20 protein-coding genes are annotated in these 20,735 nt (G+C 72.0%); 4 read left to right on the top strand and 16 right to left on the bottom strand.

Features of this window, described 5'->3' with window-relative positions; translation table 11 throughout:
- The first annotated feature begins 66 nt into the window (after positions 1-66).
- From ACPPVS_RS09730 to ACPPVS_RS09740, 3 genes are all read left to right on the top strand, one after another.
- Positions 67-834, top strand: a complete 768-nt coding sequence (locus ACPPVS_RS09730; RefSeq protein ID WP_426592073.1) for a peptidylprolyl isomerase — start codon at positions 67-69, stop codon at positions 832-834.
- Entirely contained in the window at positions 831-3,122 is a 2,292-nt protein-coding gene (locus ACPPVS_RS09735; protein WP_426592074.1) for a DUF349 domain-containing protein, read from the top strand. Before ACPPVS_RS09730 ends, ACPPVS_RS09735 begins: the two co-directional genes overlap by 4 nt.
- 115 nt (positions 3,123-3,237) lie before the next feature.
- On the top strand, positions 3,238-3,798 hold the full coding sequence (locus tag ACPPVS_RS09740; RefSeq protein ID WP_426592075.1) for a hypothetical protein: 561 nt from the start codon (positions 3,238-3,240) through the stop codon (positions 3,796-3,798).
- Between the two features lie 9 nt (positions 3,799-3,807).
- Here the strand turns inward: ACPPVS_RS09740 and ACPPVS_RS09745 are convergent, their stop codons facing one another.
- The 10 genes from ACPPVS_RS09745 to pdxT all read right to left on the bottom strand — a co-directional run bounded on the left by ACPPVS_RS09745 (position 3,808) and on the right by pdxT (position 14,291).
- Entirely contained in the window at positions 3,808-6,132 is a 2,325-nt protein-coding gene (locus ACPPVS_RS09745; RefSeq protein ID WP_426592076.1) for a RelA/SpoT family protein, read from the bottom strand.
- A gap of 69 nt (positions 6,133-6,201) precedes the next feature.
- Positions 6,202-6,708: an adenine phosphoribosyltransferase gene (locus ACPPVS_RS09750; protein WP_426592077.1), complete on the bottom strand. Its 507-nt coding sequence runs from the start codon at positions 6,706-6,708 to the stop codon at positions 6,202-6,204.
- 128 nt (positions 6,709-6,836) lie between these two features.
- Positions 6,837-7,943 (bottom strand): protein translocase subunit SecF, encoded by a 1,107-nt coding sequence (secF, locus tag ACPPVS_RS09755; RefSeq protein ID WP_426592078.1) that lies wholly within the window; start codon positions 7,941-7,943, stop codon positions 6,837-6,839.
- Complete coding sequence (secD, locus tag ACPPVS_RS09760; protein ID WP_426592079.1) at positions 7,943-9,829, bottom strand: protein translocase subunit SecD; 1,887 nt, start codon at positions 9,827-9,829, stop codon at positions 7,943-7,945. The genes secF and secD overlap by 1 nt, the downstream gene beginning before the upstream one ends.
- 81 nt (positions 9,830-9,910) lie before the next feature.
- Entirely contained in the window at positions 9,911-10,315 is a 405-nt protein-coding gene (gene yajC / locus ACPPVS_RS09765) for a preprotein translocase subunit YajC (protein ID WP_426592080.1), read from the bottom strand.
- Between the two features lie 148 nt (positions 10,316-10,463).
- Positions 10,464-11,519 carry a Holliday junction branch migration DNA helicase RuvB gene (gene ruvB, locus ACPPVS_RS09770; RefSeq protein WP_426592081.1) on the bottom strand — a complete coding sequence of 352 codons (1,056 nt, stop codon included), beginning with the start codon at positions 11,517-11,519 and terminating at the stop codon, positions 10,464-10,466.
- Positions 11,512-12,126, bottom strand: a complete 615-nt coding sequence (gene ruvA / locus ACPPVS_RS09775) for a Holliday junction branch migration protein RuvA (protein ID WP_426592082.1) — start codon at positions 12,124-12,126, stop codon at positions 11,512-11,514. Before ruvA ends, ruvB begins: the two co-directional genes overlap by 8 nt.
- Before the next feature lie 76 nt (positions 12,127-12,202).
- On the bottom strand, positions 12,203-12,769 hold the full coding sequence (ruvC, locus tag ACPPVS_RS09780; protein ID WP_426592083.1) for a crossover junction endodeoxyribonuclease RuvC: 567 nt from the start codon (positions 12,767-12,769) through the stop codon (positions 12,203-12,205).
- Between the two features lie 97 nt (positions 12,770-12,866).
- Positions 12,867-13,622 (bottom strand): YebC/PmpR family DNA-binding transcriptional regulator, encoded by a 756-nt coding sequence (locus tag ACPPVS_RS09785; protein ID WP_426592084.1) that lies wholly within the window; start codon positions 13,620-13,622, stop codon positions 12,867-12,869.
- A 69-nt stretch (positions 13,623-13,691) separates the two neighbouring features.
- Complete coding sequence (pdxT, locus tag ACPPVS_RS09790; protein ID WP_426592085.1) at positions 13,692-14,291, bottom strand: pyridoxal 5'-phosphate synthase glutaminase subunit PdxT; 600 nt, start codon at positions 14,289-14,291, stop codon at positions 13,692-13,694.
- 79 nt (positions 14,292-14,370) lie between these two features.
- On the opposite strand from pdxT, the gene ACPPVS_RS09795 reads away from it, so the two are divergent.
- Positions 14,371-15,600, top strand: a complete 1,230-nt coding sequence (locus ACPPVS_RS09795; RefSeq protein WP_426592086.1) for a kynureninase — start codon at positions 14,371-14,373, stop codon at positions 15,598-15,600.
- A 32-nt stretch (positions 15,601-15,632) separates the two neighbouring features.
- Here the strand turns inward: ACPPVS_RS09795 and ACPPVS_RS09800 are convergent, their stop codons facing one another.
- From ACPPVS_RS09800 to pgsA, 6 genes are all read right to left on the bottom strand, one after another.
- Positions 15,633-16,262, bottom strand: coding sequence for an NUDIX hydrolase (locus ACPPVS_RS09800; protein ID WP_426592087.1), 630 nt, complete (start codon positions 16,260-16,262; stop codon positions 15,633-15,635).
- On the bottom strand, positions 16,259-17,107 hold the full coding sequence (pdxS, locus tag ACPPVS_RS09805; protein ID WP_426595938.1) for a pyridoxal 5'-phosphate synthase lyase subunit PdxS: 849 nt from the start codon (positions 17,105-17,107) through the stop codon (positions 16,259-16,261). Before pdxS ends, ACPPVS_RS09800 begins: the two co-directional genes overlap by 4 nt.
- 168 nt (positions 17,108-17,275) lie before the next feature.
- Positions 17,276-17,959, bottom strand: coding sequence for a hypothetical protein (locus ACPPVS_RS09810; protein WP_426592088.1), 684 nt, complete (start codon positions 17,957-17,959; stop codon positions 17,276-17,278).
- Complete coding sequence (locus ACPPVS_RS09815) at positions 17,956-19,170, bottom strand: glycosyltransferase family 4 protein (RefSeq protein WP_426592089.1); 1,215 nt, start codon at positions 19,168-19,170, stop codon at positions 17,956-17,958. Before ACPPVS_RS09815 ends, ACPPVS_RS09810 begins: the two co-directional genes overlap by 4 nt.
- A complete protein-coding gene (locus tag ACPPVS_RS09820; RefSeq protein WP_426592090.1) occupies positions 19,167-20,120 on the bottom strand; it encodes a phosphatidylinositol mannoside acyltransferase in 954 nt (317 codons plus the stop codon). The genes ACPPVS_RS09815 and ACPPVS_RS09820 overlap by 4 nt, the downstream gene beginning before the upstream one ends.
- A complete protein-coding gene (gene pgsA / locus ACPPVS_RS09825) occupies positions 20,117-20,731 on the bottom strand; it encodes a phosphatidylinositol phosphate synthase (RefSeq protein WP_426592091.1) in 615 nt (204 codons plus the stop codon). Before pgsA ends, ACPPVS_RS09820 begins: the two co-directional genes overlap by 4 nt.
- Positions 20,732-20,735 lie beyond the last annotated feature (4 nt).

Here is a 20,735-nt window from a genome sequence, read left to right on the forward strand (position 1 = left end):
GGTTGCTTCGTGCAGTGCGGCAGGTGAGGTGCCTGTCGTCGACGCACAACGATGCGAGGAGTGGGCGTGTCCATCAAGCGCGAACGGGAGTACGAGCGTCGGCGGTACGAGAAGTGGCAGGAGCGTCAGGCTCACGCGCGGGCGCGCAAGTCGCGTCAGCGCTGGATCGCGGGCAGCGTCGTCGCCGCCCTGGTCCTGGCCCTCGGCGTCGGTGCGCTGGTCGTGCTGAACAACGACGACGGCACGCCGTCCGCGTCGGCCACGACACCGGCCGCCGAACCGACGACCGCGCCCACCGCCAACTCCGCCGACGTGCCGGACCCCTCCCTCGCGCAGGCCCGCACCTGGACCGGCGACATCTCGTTGACGCAGGGCGACGTGGGCATCTCGCTCGACGGTGCCGCGGCGCCGCAGGCCGTCGCCAACTTCGTGACGCTGGCCGGCAAGGGCTTCTTCGACAAGACGAAGTGCCACCGCCTCACCGGTGAGGCCGACGGCCTCTTCGTGCTGCAGTGCGGCGACCCGACCGGCACCGGCTCGGGCGGCCCCGGCTACACCTGGGGACCGATCGAGAACGCGCCCGCCGACGGGGTCTACCCGGCCGGCACGATCGCCATGGCCCGACAGCAGAACAACGGCTCGTCGATGGGCAGCCAGTTCTTCATCGTCTACAAGGACTCGACCATCCCCGCGGACACCGCGGGCGGCTACACCGTGTTCGGTCACGTCACGTCGGGTATGCCCGTCGTGCAGGCCATCGCCGACGCGGGCACCACGACGGGCACTCAGGCCCCGGTGTCCGACGTCATCATCGAGGGAGTGAAGATCCAGTGACTCAGACCCCGACGCCCGGTCCCGTGCCCGACGACGCGGAGGTGGCCCCCGGGACCGACGCGGTCGACGCGCCGGACGAGGCGCTCGCCGCGTCCGACTCCCCCGACGATCTCGAGGACGCCGACGCCGTCGTCGTCACCGAGGAGGTCGTCTCCGACGAGATCGCGCTGGTCGACGGCGCGGTCGTCGAGGACGTCGTCCTCGTCGAGGAGGTCACCGTGATCTCGGACGGCGACGTCGTCGAGACCGCCCTGCTGGTCGAGGAGGTCGTCACCGTCGACGGTGATGTCGTCGCCGACGAGGTCACGGTCGTCGAGGACGTGACCGTGTCCGACGAGGTCGTCTCCGACGAGATCACGATCACCGACGACGAGGTCGTCGAGGACGTCGTCACGGTGCACGACACGACCGTCGTCGCGGACGTCGACGGCGACGGAGAGCTCGACGTCGTGGAGGAGACCGAGCTCGTCGAGCACGTCACGACTGCGACGGACGTCGACGGCGACGGCGTCATCGACGTCGTCGAGGACCTCGTGGTCCTCGAGGAGATCGTCACGATCGACGGCGAGGTCGTCTCCGACGAGGTCTCCGTGCTCGAGGACGTCACCGTGTCCGAGGAGGTCGTCTCCGACGAGATCACGATCACGGACGACGAGGTCATCGAGGACGTCGTCACGGTGCACGAGACGACCGTCGTCGCGGACGTCGACGGGGACGGGGAGCTCGACGTCGTCGAGGAGACCGTCGTGGTCGAGGAGATCACCGTCGTGACCGACGTCGACGGCGACGGCGCGCCCGACGTCGTCGAGCAGGTCGTCGTGGTCGAGGACATCGTCAGGGTCGACGGCGAGGTCGTCTCGGACGACGTCACCGTGCTCGACGCCGTCACCCCGACCGACGAGGCCCCCCGGCCCACGCCGCGCCCGAGCCCGCGGCCGCGTCCCGTCCCCCACCCGCCGACCCACCCCGCAACCCCGGCGTCCGCCGCGGCCGCGCCGGCACCGGTCGCACCCCCGCAGGACGCCGCCGAGGCAGCGATCGCCGCCACCTTCGGCAGCGTCGACGACGAGGGCACGGTGTCGGTGCGCGAGGCCGCCGGCGAGCGCGTCGTGGGGCAGTTCCCGGGCGCGACCAAGGATGAGGCTCTTGCGCTCTACGTGCGGCGGTTCCTCGACCTCCAGGCCAAGGTGGCGCTCTTCGAGGCTCGCCTCGGCGCGGCTGACCTCTCCGTCAAGGAGATCGACCAGACGCTCGCCAAGCTGACCGAGGAGACGGCCGAGCCGGCCGCCGTCGGCGACCTGGACGGGCTGCGCGCCCGGCTCGAGGCTCTGCGCGCCACCGCGGCCGAGCGTCGCGCCGTCGCCGAGGCGGAGCGGGCGGCCGCCCGCGAGGCAGCCGTCGTCTCCCGCACCCAGATCGTCGAGCAGGCCGAGAAGATCGCCGGCACGGACCCGTCGCGCATCCAGTGGCGGCCCGCCGGGGAGCAGCTGCGCGTGCTGCTCGACCAGTGGAAGGAGGCGCAGCGCACGGGACCGCGCCTCGACCGGCCGACGGAGGAGACCCTCTGGAAGCGGTTCAGCCACGCACGGACCACGTTCGACCGCGAGCGTCGGCACTTCTTCGCCGAGCTCGAGACCCGCAACGCCTCCGCCAAGCAGGTCAAGGAGTCCCTGGTCGCCGAGGCCGAGCGTCTCCAGACCAGCACCGACTGGGGCGCGACCGCCGGGGTCTTCCGCGACCTGATGGTCCAGTGGAAGGCAGCGGGTCGCGCCAGCCGCGCCGACGACGACGCCCTGTGGGCCCGGTTCCGGGCCGCCCAGGACGCGTTCTTCGCGGCGCGGGACGCCCAGAGCGCCGCCACCGACGAGGAGTTCCGCGCGAACCTCGAGGTCAAGGAGGCCCTCCTCGCCGAGGCCGAGGCGCTGCTCCCGGTCACCAACCTCGCCGCCGCCAAGCAGACGCTCAACCGCATCCAGGACCGCTGGGAGGCCGCCGGAAAGGTTCCGCGCGGCGACGTCCAGCGCATCGAGGGCCGGCTGCGCGCGGTCGAGGCGGTCGTCCGCGACACCGACCAGGCGCAGTGGCGTCGCACCAACCCCGAGACGCGCGCGCGCGCCGAGGGTGCGGCTGCTCAGCTCGAGCAGGCCATCGCCGGGCTCGAGGCCGACCTCGCGAAGGCCAAGGCCGTGGGCGACGCCCGCAAGATCGCCGACGCCCAGGCAGCGCTCGACGCCCGTCGCGCGTGGCTCGAGCAGGTTCAGCGGGCGGCCCAGGACGCCCGCGGCTGACGGGGACGGCCAGCTGATCGTTCGACGGGGCCGGGCCGGTCGGCCCGGCCCCGTCGTCGTCCACAGATCGGCTGCTCGGCGGCGTCGGGGCTCGCGTTCCGGCGATGCTCGTCGGATGGACGTCCTCGCCCCGTACCGTTCCCGACCGCTGATCCTCCCCGAGACGCTGCGGCGGTCCGATGTCGGCGCCGCCGCGTGGTGGAGGTACCTGGACGACGGCGTCCTGAGACCGTTGTGGGGCGACGTCGCGATCGCGGCCGACCTCGAGGAGACGCCCGCCAGGCGCTCGCTCGCGCTCGCCCCGCTCGTACCGGCCCGGGGTGTCGTGGGGCGTGGGAGCGCGGTCTGGCTGCACACCGGGCTGTTCCCGCCACGTCGCCTCGACGTGCTGGTCGCGTCCCGCTCGCGCCGGGCAGACCCGCACCCGCTGCGCCTCACGGCCGAGGCCACGTTCGGGCCCGACGACGTGGAACCGGTCGGGCTCGTTCGCGCGACGACCGTGCAGCGGACCGGGATCGACGTCTGTCGTCAGCTGCCGCTCGGCGAGGCGCTCCGACTGCTCGAACCGCTGCTCACCGTGGGGTTCGACCCCGAGCTGGCTCTCGAGCAGCTCGACCGTCTCGCCGGCCACCGGGGCATCCTGGGCGCCCGGGACGCGCTCCGCCGGCTGGCCTGACGGGACGCGTCAGGCGCGGGTCACGGGCCCGTCGGCCGACTTGGCGCCGGTCACGCGATAGACGTCGAAGACGCCCTCGACCTTGCGGACCGCGGCGAGGACCGAGGCCAGGTGCGACGGTTCCGCCATCTCGAACACGAACCGCGAGAGAGCCACGCGGTCCCGCGAGGTCGAGACCGACGCCGACAGGATGTTCACGTGCGAGTCGGACAGCACGCGTGTGACGTCCGAGAGGAGCCTGCTGCGGTCGAGCGCCTCGACCTGGATCTGCACGAGGAACAGTGACGAGCTCGTCTGGCTCCACTGCACGTCGACCATGCGCTCGGGCTCGGCCCGCAGGCTCGCCACGTTGATGCAGTCCGAACGGTGCACGGAGACGCCTGCGCCGCGGGTCACGAACCCGACGATGTCGTCTCCGGGCACCGGTGTACAGCACTTGGCAAGCTTGACCCAGATGTCGTCGACGCCCTTGACGATGACGCCCGGGTCGCCCGTACGGACGCGGCGCTGCGTGCTGCCGGGGCGCGCGACCTCGGCGAGGTCCTCCTCGTTCGCGGTCTCGCCGCCCATCGACTGCACGAGCCGCTGGACGACCGTGGCGGCGGACACCTGGCCCTCGCCGATCGCGGCGTACAGCGACGACACGTCGGCGTAGCGCATCTCGTTGGCCACGGCGACGAGCGACTCGTGCGAGAGCAGCCGCTGGATGGGCAGGTTCTGCTTGCGCATCGCCTTGGCGATGGCGTCCTTGCCGTGCTCGATCGCCTCCTCGCGGCGCTCCTTGGAGAACCACTGCCGGATCTTGTTCCGCGCGCGAGGACTCTTGACGAAGCCGAGCCAGTCGCGCGACGGCCCGGCGGTCTCCGACTTCGAGGTGAAGACGTCGACGACGTCCCCGTTCTCGAGCGAGGAGTCCAACGGGACCAGGCGGCCGTTGACGCGCGCGCCCATCGTGCGGTGCCCGACCTCGGTGTGCACGGCGTAGGCGAAGTCGACCGGCGTCGACCCGGACGGCAGGCCGATCACGTCACCCTTCGGCGTGAAGACGTAGACCTCCGAGCCGGCGATCTCGAACCGCAGGGAGTCCAGGAACTCGCTCGGGTCGGCGGTCTCCTTCTGCCAGTCGACAAGCTGCCGGAGCCACTGCATGTCGTTGCCCTGAGCGTCCGGCACGGCGCCCTTGGCGCTCTCCTTGTACTTCCAGTGCGCGGCGACGCCGTACTCGGCCCGGCGGTGCATGTCGTGCGTGCGGATCTGGATCTCGACCGGCTTGCCCTCGGGCCCGATCACCGTGGTGTGCAGCGACTGGTAGAGGTTGAACTTGGGCATCGCGATGTAGTCCTTGAACCGGCCGGGTACCGGGTTCCATCGCGCGTGCAGCGAGCCGAGCGCCGCGTAGCAGTCGCGCACGGTGTCGACGAGCACCCGGACGCCCACGAGGTCGTAGATGTCCGCGAAGTCGCGGCCGCGCACGATCATCTTCTGGTAGATCGAGTAGTAGTGCTTCGGCCGTCCGGTGACCGTGGCCTTGATCTTCGCCTTGTTCAGGTCGGCACCGACCTGCTCGCGGACGGTGGCCAGGTACTCCTCGCGGGCGGGTGCGCGCTCCGCGACCAGGTGCACGATCTCGTCGTAGACCTTGGGGTAGAGCGTCGCGAACGACAGGTCCTCGAGCTCCCACTTGATCGTGTTCATGCCGAGGCGGTGGGCAAGGGGCGCGTAGATCTCGAGCGTCTCGCGCGCCTTCTTCTCGGCCGAGGCCGCCGCGACGAACTTCCAGGTGCGGGCGTTGTGCAGCCGGTCGGCGAGCTTGATCACCAGGACGCGGATGTCGCGGGACATCGCCACGACCATCTTGCGGACCGTCTCGGCCTGCGCGGCGTCGCCGTAGGTGACCTTGTCCAGCTTGGTCACGCCGTCGACGAGCATCGCGATCTCGGGACCGAACTCGCGACGCAGCTGGTCCAGGGAGTAGTCGGTGTCCTCGACCGTGTCGTGCATGAGCGCGGCGGCGAGCGTCGAGGGTGTCATGCCGAGCTCGGCCAGGATCGTCGCGACGGCGACGGGATGCGTGATGTACGGGTCGCCGCTCTTGCGCAGCTGCCCGCGGTGCGCCTTCTCGGCGACCACGTAGGCCTGCTCGACGACCGCGAGGTCGGCCTTCGGGTGGTTGGTGCGCGCGGCCTGCAGCACCGGCTCGAGCGCCGGGAACGCCGCGCCGCTGCGTGCGCCGAACCGGCCCAGCCGCGATCGCATGCGGCCCGAGGGGGCGCCGGGCTGGGCGTCGGGGGCGCCGTCGAGGCCGGTCTCGGGCGTGCGGACGTCCTCTGTCATCGCACCCCCTCCCTCGGTCGAGGCGTCAGTCTACGACCGTGCGAGCCCCCGGACGGCACCGCCGGCGCCTCAGGGGACCGTGACCAGCACGTCGATCGGGCGGCCGCCGAGCAGGTCGCGGCCGCGCAAGGCCTCGAGCTCGACCAGGAACGTCAGCCCGACGACGACGGCGCCGCACCGTTCGAGCAGCTCGACGGTCGCCGCGGCAGTCCCGCCGGTGGCGAGCACGTCGTCGAGCACGAGCACCCGCGCACCGGCCGGGATGGTGTCCGGGTGGACCTCGATCGTGGCCGTGCCGTACTCGAGCGCGTACGACTGGGACGCGGTCGGGCCCGGCAGCTTGCCGGCCTTGCGCACCGGCAGGACGCCGGCCCCGAGCGCGACCGCGACGGGAGCGGCGAACAGGAACCCCCGCGCCTCCATCCCTGCGACGAGATCGACGGGCCCCTCCACCGCGGCAGCGATCGCCGCGATCACGTCGGCGAACGCGTCGGCGTCGGCGAGCAGAGGCGTGATGTCGCGGAACAAGATCCCCGGCTCCGGGTAGTCCGGCACGAGGCGGACCAGCTGCTCCACGCGGAGCACGACGTCCGACCGGTCGACGGCCCTGCCGCCCCGACCGGCGTCGGCAGATCCGACGAGCGTGGAGACAGCAGGGGCGTCCGAGGGCGCCCCTGCCGTTCTCGACTGGGGGTCGGGCTGGGTCACTTCTTCGTCGGGCGGCGCTTCGGCTGGGCCGCAACACCCTGGTGCGAGCCCGCCTTGAGCGCGCCGGCCGGGACGAACATCGGACCGGTCGCCGCGAGCTCGCCCTCGTCCGACACGCCGGCGGCCGCAGCGACGCGAGCCTTGAGGACCTTGTCCGTGTGCGCCTTGATCGCGGGCTCCTGCTGACGCAGGACCACCTCGAACGGCGTCGCCAGGAAGACCGACGAGAACGTGCCGATGAGCATGCCCACGAACAGGGCGAGCGCGATGTCACGCAACGTCCCGGCGCCGAGCACGACGGCGCCGACGAAGAGGATCGCGGCGACCGGCAGGAGCGCGACGACCGAGGTGTTGATCGACCGGACCAGCGTCTGGTTGACGGCCAGGTTGGCCTTCTCGGCGTAGGTCCAGCGCGACTGCTCGAGCGTGTCCGCGGTGTTCTCGCGCACCTTGTCGAACACGACGACGGTGTCATAGATCGAGTAGCCGAGGATGGTCAGGAAGCCGATCACCGTCGCCGGCGTCACCTCCCAGCCGACCGCCGCGTAGACGCCCACCGTGATGATGAGGTCGTGGAACAACGCCAGGAGCGCCGCCAGGGCCATTCGCCAGTTCCGGAAGTAGACCGACATCACGACGGTGACGAGCACCAGGAAGACGATGATGCCGATGATCGCCTTCTGCGAGATGTCCTTGCCCCAGGACGGCCCGATGAAGGAGCTCGTGACGTTCCCGACGGGAACCCCGTACGCCGTCGCCAGTGCGGCCTTGACCTGCTCGACCTCGGCGTTCTCGAGGGTGGAGGTCTGGATGCGCAGGCTGTTCGCGCCGACGGTCGCGACCCGGGGGTCCTCCGCGGGCGCGATCTTCTGCACGGTGTCGATGGCCAGCTGCTGGTCCTTGTCGGCCACGCCGCTGACGATGAACTCCGAGCCGCCGCGGAAGTCGATTCCCGGGTTCAGGCCGGGCTTGATCAGGAAGATCGCCGACAGGATCACGAGGATCGTGGAGATCGTGAACCAGATCTTGCGACGGCCGACGATGTTGTACGAGCGACGACCCGTGTAGAGGTCGTTGCCCCACGAGGCGAATCCGGCGGCCATCAGTGCTCGTTCCCCTCGGTGCGCCCGGACTCGGGCTCGGACTCCTGCGGCGTGCTGTCGACCGGGGCGTCGACCGGCTCGGTCGACGCCTTCTTCGCGGCAGCGCGACGCTCGGCGATCGTCAGGCCCCTGCCGGTGTCGTTCGGCGCACCGACCGACACCGGTACGCGCGATCCCGCGCCGACCGTGGTCGGCTGCTCGGGTGCGTCCTGGACGTCGTCACCGGCCGGGGCGACCGTCACCACCCGGCCGCGGCCGGCGTACCGGACGGTCGGCACGCCCAGACGGCGCGGGTCGAGGCCGGACAGCACGTGGCCCTCGCCGAAGAACCGGGTCTTCGACAGGAGCTCCATGACCGGGTGCGTGAACATGAACACGACGAGGATGTCGAGGAGCGTGGTCAGTCCGAGGGTGAACGCGAAGCCCTTGACGCCGCCGACGGCCAGCACGTAGAGCACGACGGCCGCCAGGAGGTTGACGGTGTCGGAGGCCAGGATCGTTCGTCGTGCACGCGACCACCCGCGCTCGACGGCGGCGACGAGGGTACGACCCTCGCGCAGCTCGTCGCGGATGCGCTCGAAGTAGACGATGAACGAGTCGGCGGTGATACCGATGGCCACGATCAGACCGGCCACGCCGGGGAGCGAGAGCCGGTACCCGTTGAGCCACGACAAGAGCGTGATGATCGCGTAGGTCAGCGTTGCCGAGACCACGAGGGATGAGACCGTCACCAGACCGAGCGCGCGGTACTGGAACATCGAGTAGAAGACGACGAGAAGCAGACCGATCAGACCGGCGACGAGGCCCATCTTCAGCTGCTCGGAGCCCAGAGTCGCCGAGATCTGCTCCTCGCTCTGGACCGTGAAGCTGATCGGCAGCGAGCCGAAGTTGAGCTGGTTGGCCAGGCCGACTGCGGAGTCGCGCGTGAAGTTGCCCGAGATCTGCGCCCGGCCGTCGGAGATGACCACGCCGGGAGCGAGGCTCGGCGCCGAGATGACCAGGCCGTCGAGCACCATCGCGAACTGGTTCTGGGGCGACGTGAGGCCCTGCAGGCGCGTGGTCACCTTGGTGAACTGGTCGGTGCCCTTGGAGTCGAACGTGAGGTTGACGACCCACTCGTTGCTGTTGCCGCCGCCCGGCAGCTGCTTGAGGCCGGCGTTCGCTCCGCTGATGCGGGCGCCCTCGACCTCGACCGGGCCGAGGATGTACTTCGCGGTGCCGTCCTGGTCACAGGTGACGAAGGCCTTGTCCGGGTCACCGTTGAGGCCGCCCGTGCGGTTGGCCGGGTCGGTGCAGTCCAGCTTGTCGTAGTCGGCCTGGACCTTCGGCGTCACGTAGTAGGCCGCGTCGCTCGGGCTGTCCGGCGCCGCCTTGGTGGGCACGTCGGACGGCGTCGCACCCGCGGACGCGGTCGGCGTGGGATCCGGTGCCGCGGCGTCGACGCCGTTGGCCGGGATGGTCGAGGTGGGCGTCGGCGTGGCCGCCGTCGGCGTCGGGGCTCCCTGGACGAGGACCGGGCGGAACTCCATGATCGCCGAGGTCCGGACCAGCTTGAGCGTCTCCTCGCTCGGGTGACCCGGCAGGGAGACGACGATGTTGCTGCCCTGGCTGGTGATCTCGGCCTCGGAGACGCCCGAGGAGTCGATGCGCTGCCGGATCACGCCGATCGCCTGGTCGATGGTCCCCGACGGCGGCTTGCTGCCGTCGGCCGTGACCGGCTTGAGGATGATCTGGGTGCCACCCTCGAGGTCGAGGGCCAGGTTCGGGGTCCACGACGCATCGGACCACTTGACGCCGGCGGCGATGGTGCCGAAGAGCGCGGCGATCAGGACGCCGAGCGCGACGAGCGTGCGGACGGGCCTGCGGCGGCGGGTTGGAGGAGCCAACGGAGTTCTTCTCTCGTGCGCGCACCCGCCGGGAGCAGCGGGTGGGGTCAAGGTCCGGGCATCGTCGCCCGGACCGGAGGCTTACTTGGTGTCTGCGTCCCCGTCCTTGCGGGCGGGCGGGAGCGAGGACAGGTCGTCGGGCACGTCGATGACGGCGTCGTCGGGGTTGTCGAGCAGCTCATCGTCAGTGCGGTCGGTCTCGTCGTCGACGTCGGCCTCGTCCTCGACCTCGTCGACGGGCGGCTCGATCTTCTTGGAGATCGCGGCCCGGATCCACCGGCTGCGGCTGCCGGGGGCAGACTCGAGCGTGATGACGTCGTCCTCGACGTCCACGACCGTGCCGAGGAGGCCGGAGTGGGTCATCACCTCGTCGCCAGCGGCGAGGTTGTTGCGGAACTCCATCTGGGCGCGCTGCTGCTTCTTCGTCCGGCGCGACATGAACCAGAGGCCGACCAGGGCGAGGGCGACGATGGCATAAAGTTGCACAGCTACGAGCTCCGTTCAGGATGATGTGTTCGCCGCAGTCTAGGCGCAGCGGCTCGCCGCTCCAACGCACGACCACGGTGCGAGGTTCCGGGTTGCGCCGGAATTCCGGGCGAGAACAGCCCGAGGGTGACGGCCGAGAAGGCTGAACCTACCCGAACAAGGTGGCCGCGGAGTGCGGGACGTCCAGGCCCAGGTGCGTCCAGGCCGCAGGCAGGGCGATCCGTCCGCGCGGCGTCCGACCGACGAGCCCCTCGCGAACGAGGAACGGTTCGGCGACGGTCTCCACGGTCTCCGGCTCTTCGCCGACGGCGACCGCCAGGGTGGTGAGCCCGACCGGGCCCCCGCCGAACCGCGTGCACAGCGCGGTGAGCACGGCCCGGTCGAGGCGGTCCAGGCCGAGCTCGTCGACCTCGTACACCTCCAGGGCCGCCCGGGCCGCGGACAGGCTGAGCGTGCCGTCGCCCCGGATCTCGGCCCAGTCGCGCACGCGCCGCAGCAGCCGGTTCGAGATGCGGGGCGTCCCGCGCGAGCGGGACGCGATCTCGGCGGCGGCCTCGGCCGCCAGGGGGACGCCGAGGAGACCGGCAGACCGCATCAGGACCCGCTCCAGCTCGTCGGTCGCGTAGAAGTCCAGGTGACCCGTGAAGCCGAAGCGGTCACGCAGGGGCGCCGGGAGCAGGCCGGCCCGGGTGGTCGCACCGACGACGGTGAACGGCGGCAGCGCCAGCGGGATCGCGCTCGCGCCCGCGCCCTTGCCGACGATGACGTCGACCCGGAAGTCCTCCATCGCGACGTAGAGCAGCTCCTCCGCCGGCCGGGCGAGCCGGTGGATCTCGTCGATGAACAGCACCTCGCCCTCCTCCAGGGAGGACAGGACCGCGGCGAGGTCGCCCGCGTGCTGGATGGCGGGCCCGCTGGTGACGCGCAGCGACGTGGCGAGCTCGGCGGCGATGATCATGGCGAGCGTCGTCTTGCCGAGCCCGGGTGGGCCGGAGAGCAGCACGTGGTCCGGTGCCCGCCCCCGCGCCCGGGCGGCCTGCAGCACGAGGGACAGCTGGTCACGCACCACGCGCTGGCCGACGAACTCCTCGAGGTTCCGCGGACGCAGCGCCGCCTCGGCGGCCCGCTCGATGTCGTCGGACGCGCTCCGGACCAGCGACTCCGCGCCGAACCGCTCGGTGACCAGCTCCTCGTCGTCAGACATGCCCGCCGCCCAGCGTGCGGAGCGCGGCGCGCAGGACGCCGGCGACCTCGTCCTCGCCGACCGGGCCCTCCGAACCTTCGAGGACGGTCGAGACCGCGTCCCCGGCGGCGCGCGCGGTCCAGCCGAGACCCACCAGCGCCTCCACGACCATGTCGCGCCGGTCCCCGGCGACCGGTCGGGCCGCGGTGGCCGACGGCACGGCGACGGGCACCCCGATCCGGTCCTTGAGCTCGAGGATGATGCGCTGGGCGCCCTTGAGACCGATCCCGGGCACGCGCTGCAACGCCTTGACGTCCTCGTCCAGCACCGCCCGACGCAGCCCGTCGGGCGTGTGCACGGCGAGCATCGCGAGGGCCAGCCGTGGCCCGACACCGCTCACGGTCTGCACGATCTCGAAGACCTCGCGCTCGTCGGTGTCGGCGAACCCGAAGAGCGTCAGCGCGTCCTCGCGCACCAGCAGCGACGTGGCGAGCCGGGCCGACGACCCGACGCGCAGGCCCGCGAGCGTCGCCGGTGTGGCGTGCACGAGGAGACCAACCCCACCGACCTCGACCACGGCGGCGTCGAGCCGCACCGCCTGGACGGTGCCGTGGACCGAGGCGATCACCGGGCTGCTCCCTCAACGTCGTTCCGCATGCGCTCATGCTGGCACATCCAGGCGAACAGGTGTACGAGTGACACGCTCAGCCGCGCCGCCGGGCGGCCTGCTCGGCCGACGCCCAGGCGCGTTGCGCGGCGGTCATCGACCCCGGTGCACGCTGCGGCGAGCCGAGGGCGCCCGCCGGGCGCCAGATGTGGCAGACCGCCAGCGCGAGGGCGTCAGCGGCGTCGGCCGGACGCGGCAGCTCCTCGAGGTGCAGGAGTCGCTGCACCATCGTCTGCACCTGCGCCTTCTCCGCGCGGCCGTTTCCCGTGACGGCGGCCTTGACCTCGCTCGGCGTGTGCAGGGCGACCGGGATCCGCCGGCGCGCGGCGGCGACCATGGCGATACCCGCCACCTGCGCCGTCCCCATCACCGTGCGCAGGTTCTGCTGGGCGAACACCCGCTCGACCGCCACCGCGTCCGGGGCGTGCTCCTCGAGCCACTCCTCGATCTGCTTCTCGATGCGCAGCAGCCGCTGGTCCACGTCCCACAGGGCGTCCGAGGTGGCCACACCGACGGCGACCATCGCGAGCCGGCGGCCCGGCAGCCCGTCGACGACGCCCAGACCGCACCGGGTCAGGCCGGGGTCGACTCCGAGGACGCGCACGCCGTCATGGTCGCAGCCGGGAGGCGGTGCCGTGGGGAGGCCACGCCAGGGACGACGAAGGGCCGGACCGTCGCGCGGTCCGGCCCTGCGTCGAACCTCAGTCGTCCTCGAGCTCGGCCATGACCTCGTCGGAGGCGTCGAAGTTCGCGTAGACGTTCTGCACGTCGTCGGAGTCCTCGAGCGCGTCGATGAGCCGCAGGATCTTGCGCGCGCCGTCGGCGTCGACCTCGATCTGCATGGCCGGCCAGAACACGACGTCCGCGGAGTCGTACTCGATGCCGGCGGTCTGCAGCGCGGTGCGCACGGGGACGAGGTCCGTGGCCTCCGACAGCACCTCGAACGCCTCGCCGAGGTCGTTGACCTCTTCGCCGCCGGCGTCCAGGACGGCCTCCATGACGGAGTCCTCGTCGGTGCCCTCCTTGGGCACGATGACGACGCCCTTGCGGGAGAAGAGGTAGGAGACCGAGCCGGGGTCGGCCATCTGGCCGCCGTTGCGCGTGAACGCGACGCGGACGTCGGACGCCGCGCGGTTCCGGTTGTCCGTCAGGCACTCGACCAGCACGGCGATGCCGCCGTGGCCGTAGCCCTCGTACATGATCGTCGTGTAGTCGGCGCCGCCGGCCTCCTGGCCGGAGCCGCGCTTGACCGCGCGGTTGATGTTGTCGATCGGGACCGAGTTCCGCTTCGCCTTCTGGACGGCGTCGAACAACGTCGGGTTGCCCGCGAGGTCACCGCCGCCGGTGCGCGCGGCGACCTCGATGTTCTTGATCAGCTTGGCGAAGAGCTTGCTCCGCTTGGCGTCGACCACGGCCTTCTTGTGCTTGGTGGTGGCCCACTTGGAGTGACCCGACATCGCTTCAGCTACCCCTTCGTCTCCTGTGCATGCCCGCGTACCCCCGGGTCTCGGCTGCAGCGCCGGACCTCACACGGTGTCGCGGACGATCTCTACGAACAGCTGGTGCACCCGGGTGTCTCCGGTGACCTCCGGATGGAACGAGGTCACCAGCAACGGTCCCTGGCGGACCGCAACGATCCTACCGGCGGCGGGGCCCGACTCGACGCGCGAGAGCACGGTGGCCGCGGCGCCGACCTCCTCGACCCAGGGCGCCCGGATGAAGACGCCGTGCACCGGCCCCTCGATGCCGTCGATGTCCAGGTCCGTCTCGAACGACTCGACCTGCCGGCCGAACGCGTTGCGCCGGACCGTGACGTCGACCCCGCCGAGCGTCTGCTGGCCCTCGATGCCCCCCAGCACGCGGTCGGCCAGCAGGATCATCCCGGCGCACGACCCGTACGCGGGCATCCCGGCGCGCAGCCGGTCGCGCACGGGCTCGAACAGGTCGAACGCGCGCAGGAGCTTGTCCATGGTCGTGGACTCGCCGCCGGGCAGCACGAGCGCGTCCACCGCGTCCAGCTCTCGCTGACGACGCACCGGCACGGCCGTGGCCCCGACGGCGGTGAGGGCGCGCACGTGCTCGCGCACGTCTCCCTGCAGGGCGAGGACTCCGACGGTCACGGTCACAGCGCGCGATCCTAGTTCGCCCTCGTCACCGACGAGCCCCCCGACCAGTCCGCGGCGACGCACCGTAGGCTCGCGGACTGTGAGCGACGACCTCGACCAGCGCGCCGCCGAGCTCGACCGCGCGCACGCCGGCACCGACCTGCGCGACCGGTTCCTCCTTCCCGACGGGATCGTCTACCTCGACGGGAACTCGCTCGGCGCGCTCCCGAAGGCGGTCCCGGAGGCCGTGGCCGACGTGATCGGCCGGCAGTGGGGCACGGACCTGATCTCGTCGTGGAACACGCACGGCTGGTGGGACGCGCCCGCGCGGGTCGGCGACGCGATCGGCCGGCTCGTCGGCGCTGCGCCGGGTCAGGTGGTCGTCGGGGACTCCACGAGCGTCCGGCTGTTCCAGAGCCTGCACGCGGCCGCGGCCCTGCGCCCGGACGCGCGGGTCGTCCTCACCGAACCCGACGGCTTTCCCACCGACCGCTACGTGGTCGACGGCGTCGCGCGGCAGGTCGGCTGGACCGTCGTGCACGCGCGTCCGCACGAGATCGTCGGGCTGCTGAACAGCGACGTGGCGGCGGTCGTCCTCTCGCACGTCGACTACCGCACCGGCGCGCTGCTGGACCTGCCGGGCCTCACCGCCGTCGCCCACGAGGTCGGCGCCCTGGCGGTCTGGGACCTGTGCCACTCGGCCGGCGCCGTCCCGGTCGGGCTCGACGCGCACGGGGTGGACCTGGCCGTCGGCTGCGGCTACAAGTACCTCAACGGGGGGCCGGGAGCGCCGGCGTTCGGCTATGTCGCGCGGCGGCACCAGCAGGCGTTCGTCAACATCGTCCCGGGCTGGCACGGGCACGCCGACCCGTTCGAGATGGCCGACGAGTACACGGGGGCGCCGGGGATCGCGCGCGCCCGCATCGGCACTCCCCCGCTGCTCTCCCTGCTCGCGCTCGAGTCGGCGCTCACCGCGTTCGACGGTGTCGACATCGAGGCGGTCCGCGCACGGTCCCTGAGCCTCACCGGCTTCCTGCGGTCGAGCATCGAGACCCTGGTCGCGGGCGCGGACTTCGCGTCGTCGCAGGACGACGCGCTCCGCGGTTCGCAGGTCGCGGTCCGCCACCCTGCCGCGTACGGCATCGTCCAGGCGCTCGCGGCACGCGGCGTCGTCGGCGACTTCCGGACGCCCGACATCGTGCGCCTCGGCGTCGCCGCGCCGTACCTGACGCACGCCGAGATGGTCACTGCGGCGCGGGCCTTGCGAGCCGTCCTCGAGGCCGGCGAGCACCTCGACCCGGCGTGGGCCACGCGCAACGCGGTGACGTGACGCTCAGCTGACCGCTGATCGCACGCCACAGTTCACTCGCGCGCGAGCCCCAGGTGCTGCACGACCCCGTCCCACGTCGGCAGCAGGCCGCGCACGAGGGTGACCAGGGTGTCCGGGAAGACCTCGATGTCGACCCGCTCCAGGTCGTCGAGCGACCACCACCGCAGCTCGTCGATGACGTCCAGCTCGAGGTCCGTCCAGCCGGCACGGTCCTCGGCGGCGAACCTGTCCGCCGGGACCCGCGCGAGATAGAGCACCTCGTCCTGACGGCAGTGCTCGGCGTAGAAGTCGAAGATCGCCGACCGCGTGAACACCGGGCCGACGAGGTCGTCGGGGGTCAGGACGATGCCGGTCTCCTCGCGCACCTCGCGCAGCGCGGCGTTCGCCGCGTCCTCGCCGTCGTCGATCCCGCCGCCGACCGTGAACCACCAGCTGCGCTCGGGCTGGTCGACGTCGTGCCCGCGGATCAGGAGCACGCGGTCGCTCTCGTCGAGCAGGATCACGCGGGCGGCCTCCCGGAACAGCAGGCCGTCGTCGCCGCGTCGCCACTCCGGACCGAGTCCGTGCACCGGTCCCCCGCCGTCGGCGCTGGACCGAGGGGATACGGCGGAGGCCGCGGACGTGTGGTCCGCGGCCTCCGCCGGAGTGGGGTCCTGCGTCACCAGCCGCGCTCGGCCAGGCGGTGCGGCTCCGGGACGTCCTCGACGTTGATGCCGACCATGGCCTCACCGAGACCGCGCGACACCTTGGCGATGACGTCGGGGTCGTCGAAGAACGTGGTCGCCTTGACGATCGCGGCGGCACGCTCGGCCGGGTTGCCCGACTTGAAGATGCCGGAGCCGACGAACACACCCTCGGCGCCGAGCTGCATCATCATCGCGGCGTCGGACGGGGTGGCGATGCCGCCCGCGGTGAAGAGCACCACGGGGAGCTTGCCGAGCTCGGCGACCTCCTTGACCAGGTCGTACGGCGCCTGCAGCTCCTTGGCCGCGACGAACAGCTCGTCCTCCGGCAGCGAGGTCAGGCGACGGATCTGGTCGCGCAGGGTGCGCATGTGCGTGGTGGCGTTCGAGACGTCACCGGTGCCGGCCTCGCCCTTGGAACGGATCATCGCCGCGCCCTCGGTGATGCGCCGCAGGGCCTCGCCCAGGTTGGTGGCGCCGCAGACGAAGGGAACCGTGAAGGCCCACTTGTCGATGTGGTGCGCGTAGTCGGCCGGGGTGAGCACCTCGGACTCGTCGATGTAGTCGACACCGAGCGACTGCAGCACCTGGGCCTCGACGAAGTGGCCGATGCGCGCCTTCGCCATCACCGGGATGGAGACGGCCTCGATGATGCCGTCGATCAGGTCCGGGTCGCTCATGCGGGCGACGCCGCCCTGCGAGCGGATGTCGGCCGGGACGCGCTCGAGCGCCATGACGGCGACCGCGCCGGCGTCCTCGGCGATCCTGGCCTGCTCCGCGTTGACGACGTCCATGATGACGCCGCCCTTGAGCATCTCGGCCATCCCGCGCTTCACGCGGGCGGTGCCGATGACGCCGGCGTGCGTCGCAGTGGTGGGCTGGCTGTTCTCGCTGGTCACGTCGAGCCTCACAGATCGTGTGCGGGTGGAGGGCGGCCGTGCTGGCCACGAACGACAATCCTAGACCGTGCGCCCGACCTGCCCGCTCGTGTCTCAGGAGGTCGTGGTGCTGGTCCGGGTGCCGGGTCGCCCGAGGTTCTCGGGCCACGTGTCGTCGAGCTCGAGGGTCTGCGGCACCGGTGCGTGACCCGCCAGCCGCAGCAGCCGGACGAGCGGGCCGCGGCGGACGCGCGCCGTCTGGGCGACGGCCTCGTTGTGGAACCGCCGAGCGAGCTGCACGCGGTACCAGGCCGACGCGAGTGCGTCCGCGAGCTCGTCACCGGTCGGGTCGGCGCGCAGCGCGGCCACCTCCTCCGGGTCGTCGAGCACCTCCCGCATCGTCGCCGACAGCTCGCTCTCGATCCGTCCGCGATCCACGGGCGCCGGCCGGCCGTGCGCCGGGTGCGTCTCCGGACCGGGCAGCGCGCCGCGGTCCGACGCCAGAAGCCGGCGCAGGTCGGAGGGCAGAGAGCCGTCCTCGGCCACGTCGGGGCCGCCCGCGGAGAGGGCGGCCCACGCGGCCTCGCCGACGAGCACGGAGCTCACGGGGTCGAACAGGCCGGACGTGGCCAGCTCGGCGGCGACGGTCGCGCGACGGACCAGCTGAGCATCCACGACGGCCTTGGACGACGAGACCTTGCGGTGCAGGCGGTCGAGCCGCGAGGCCGCGACCCACACCCACCACAGGACCAGCCCCAGGAAGATGGTGATGTAGACGAACAGCTCCGACCAGCTCATCGGGCGTCGCTCCGGCCGCGGAGCCGCGCGCCGCGCTGGGAGAACGGGTCCTCGCCGACGGGTTCGCGGCGGTCCGCGACGACCATCTCGTACACGGTCAGCACCTGGTCCGTCACCACCGACCAGTCGTACTGCGGCACCGCCTCGAGCGCGTGCGCGGTGACCGAGGCACGCAGCGCGGGGTCGTGCAGCACCCGGATGAGCGTCCGTGCCAGATCCTCGCTGTCGCCCGCCGTGAACAGCACGCCGGCTGCGCCGTCGTCGAGCACCCGCGAGAACGCGCCCAGGTCGCTGGCGACGACCGCAGCACCGGCGCTCATGGCCTCGACGAGCACGATGCCGAAGCTCTCGCCGCCGGTCTGCGGCGCGCAGTAGACGTCCACCGACGACAGCAGCCGGGCCTTCTCCTCGTCCGAGATGCCGCCGAGGAACTCGACCGCACCGGCGGCCTTCTCACCGAGCAGCTCACGGACGTCGTCCGGACCCGTCTCGCCCCTGCCCGCGACGAGGAACCGCGCACCGGGAACGGCGTCGAGCACGCGCGGGACCGCGTCCAGGAGCACGGGCAGACCCTTGCGGGCCTCGTCGAGCCGCCCGAGGAACGCGATCGTCGGTGCGTCCCGGGTACCGGTCCAGCGCTCGTCGGGGGCGGCGTCGATGAAGCCCTGCGTGTACACGCCGTTGGGGATGACGACGGCGTCGCCGCCCATGTGCTCGACGAGCGTGCGACGGGCGTCCTCGGAGACGGCGATGCGCGCCGAGATCTTCTCCAGCGACTGCCGGACGAGGGGGTAGGCCATCTGCAGCGGACGCGAGCGGATGAGCGCCGTGTGGAACGTGGCGACGATGGGTCCGTCGGCGATCCACAGCGCGAGCATGCCCAGGCTCGGGGTCACGGGCTCGTGCAGGTGCAGGACGTCGAACTCCCCCGCCGCGAGCCACTTGCGCACCCGTGCGGCGGTGACCGGGCCGAACGTCATGCGCGCCACGGCGCCGTTGTAGCGGACGGGGATCGCCCGCCCGGCCGACGTCATGTAGTCGGGGATCTCGGTGTCGTCGTCGGCCGGGACCAGGACCGACACCGAGTGGCCCCGCGCGATCAGGGCTTCGGCCAGGTCGCGCACGTGGAACTGGACCCCGCCGGGCACGTCGTAGGAGTACGGGCAGACGATGCCCACCCGCAGCGGTCGGACGGCCTCCGGCAGGCTCATCCGGCCGTCTCCAGCGTCGCTGCGTAGCGGGCAGGGTCGAGGTCGTCGACGAACAGCTTCTGCAGCATGTGCCAGTCCTGCGGGTGCCGACGGATGCCCTCACCGAGCTCGTCGACCCACGCCTGCGTCACGACCCGCACCTGTTCCGATCGCGGGACGTCGGACGGCACCGAGATCGCCGGGTTGAACTGGATGACGATCCCCCAGGGCGAGCCCGCGGCCCGGCGACGGGCGCCGGTCAGCCGCTCGTAGTAGATGATCGTGGTGACCAGCGGGGCGCCCGTGGACACGGCCAGGGCCGCCGGGCCGGCCGCGAACCGGGCGCGCAGGCCGAACAGCTCGGCCTCGACGCCCGTGGACGTCAGGTCGCGGTCGGCCAGGAGCGGGATGAGCCCGGCACCACCACGGGCCGCGCGGACGAGGCCACGGAACACGTCGCCCGACCCGGTGAGCGGGAAGATCCGCAGGCCGATGCTCTCGCGAAACGCGACGAACTCCTCGAACAGCTCCGGGGGCTCGAGGCGCTCGGCGACGGTGGTGACCGGGGCGATCTGCCGGGTGCAGCACGCGCCCGCCAGGTCCCAGTTGCCGAGGTGCCCGAGGGCCAGGATCACCGCGCCGTCGTTCTCGGTGACCGGGAGCACGTTCTCGAGCCCGACCATGCGCACGCGGGCGTCCACCTGCTCGGTGCTGAGCGAGCTGAGGGCGAACGCCTCGCCGAAGTAGCGCATGTAGGAGCGCATCCCGGCCCGGCTCAGCTTGCGCAGCGTGCGCGGGTCCAGGTCGGGACGCGCGCGGGCCAGGTTCTTCTCGAGCTGGACCACACCGCTGCCGTGCCGCAGCCAGCTGACGTCGGCGACGACGCCGAAGGCGCCGCGGAGCACGGACCCCGGGAGCTTGCCGGAGACCTTCCAACCGAGCGAGTAGAGCCGGGCGACGTCCACCTTCACTGCGCGACCCCCGCGGCCGCCTGCCGGTACACCTTGCTCATCCGCTGGACGATCGTGATGGCCGACGCGACGACCAGGAGGCCCAGGACCACCGTCAGCACCACGCGCGGGAGGCCGAACCCGACGAGCCCGGTGGCCACCAGGACGAGCACCAGGCGGTCCGAGCGTTCCGCGATCCCGCCGGACGCCGTCATGCCGAGCCCCTCGGCGCGGGCCCGGGCGTAGGGGACGATCGAGCCGAGGACCAGGCACGCGAGCGCGAGGACAGCGGTCAGCCGGTCGTCGCCACCCGAGGTGAACCAGAGGACCAGGCCGGCGAAGATCGCGCCGTCGCCGAACCGGTCCATCGTCGAGTCCAGGAACGCCCCCCACGGTCCCGACCGGCCGGCCTGCCGTGCCATCACGCCGTCGAGCGAGTCGGTGAGCACGAACACCGTGATGACGAGGGTGCCCAGCAGGAGGTGCCCCGTCGGGTAGGCCCACAGCGCGGTCGCGACGACGACGAGGGTGCCGCCGATCGTCACGGCGTCCGGTGAGACCCCCAGCCGCAGCAGGAGCCTGGCCAGGGGCGTGAAGAGGCGGGTCATGGCGCCCCGCAGTCCGTTCAGCACGTGC

This window comes from Cellulomonas sp. McL0617 (assembly GCF_049994875.1).
Taxonomy (GTDB): Bacteria; Actinomycetota; Actinomycetes; order Actinomycetales; family Cellulomonadaceae; genus Cellulomonas.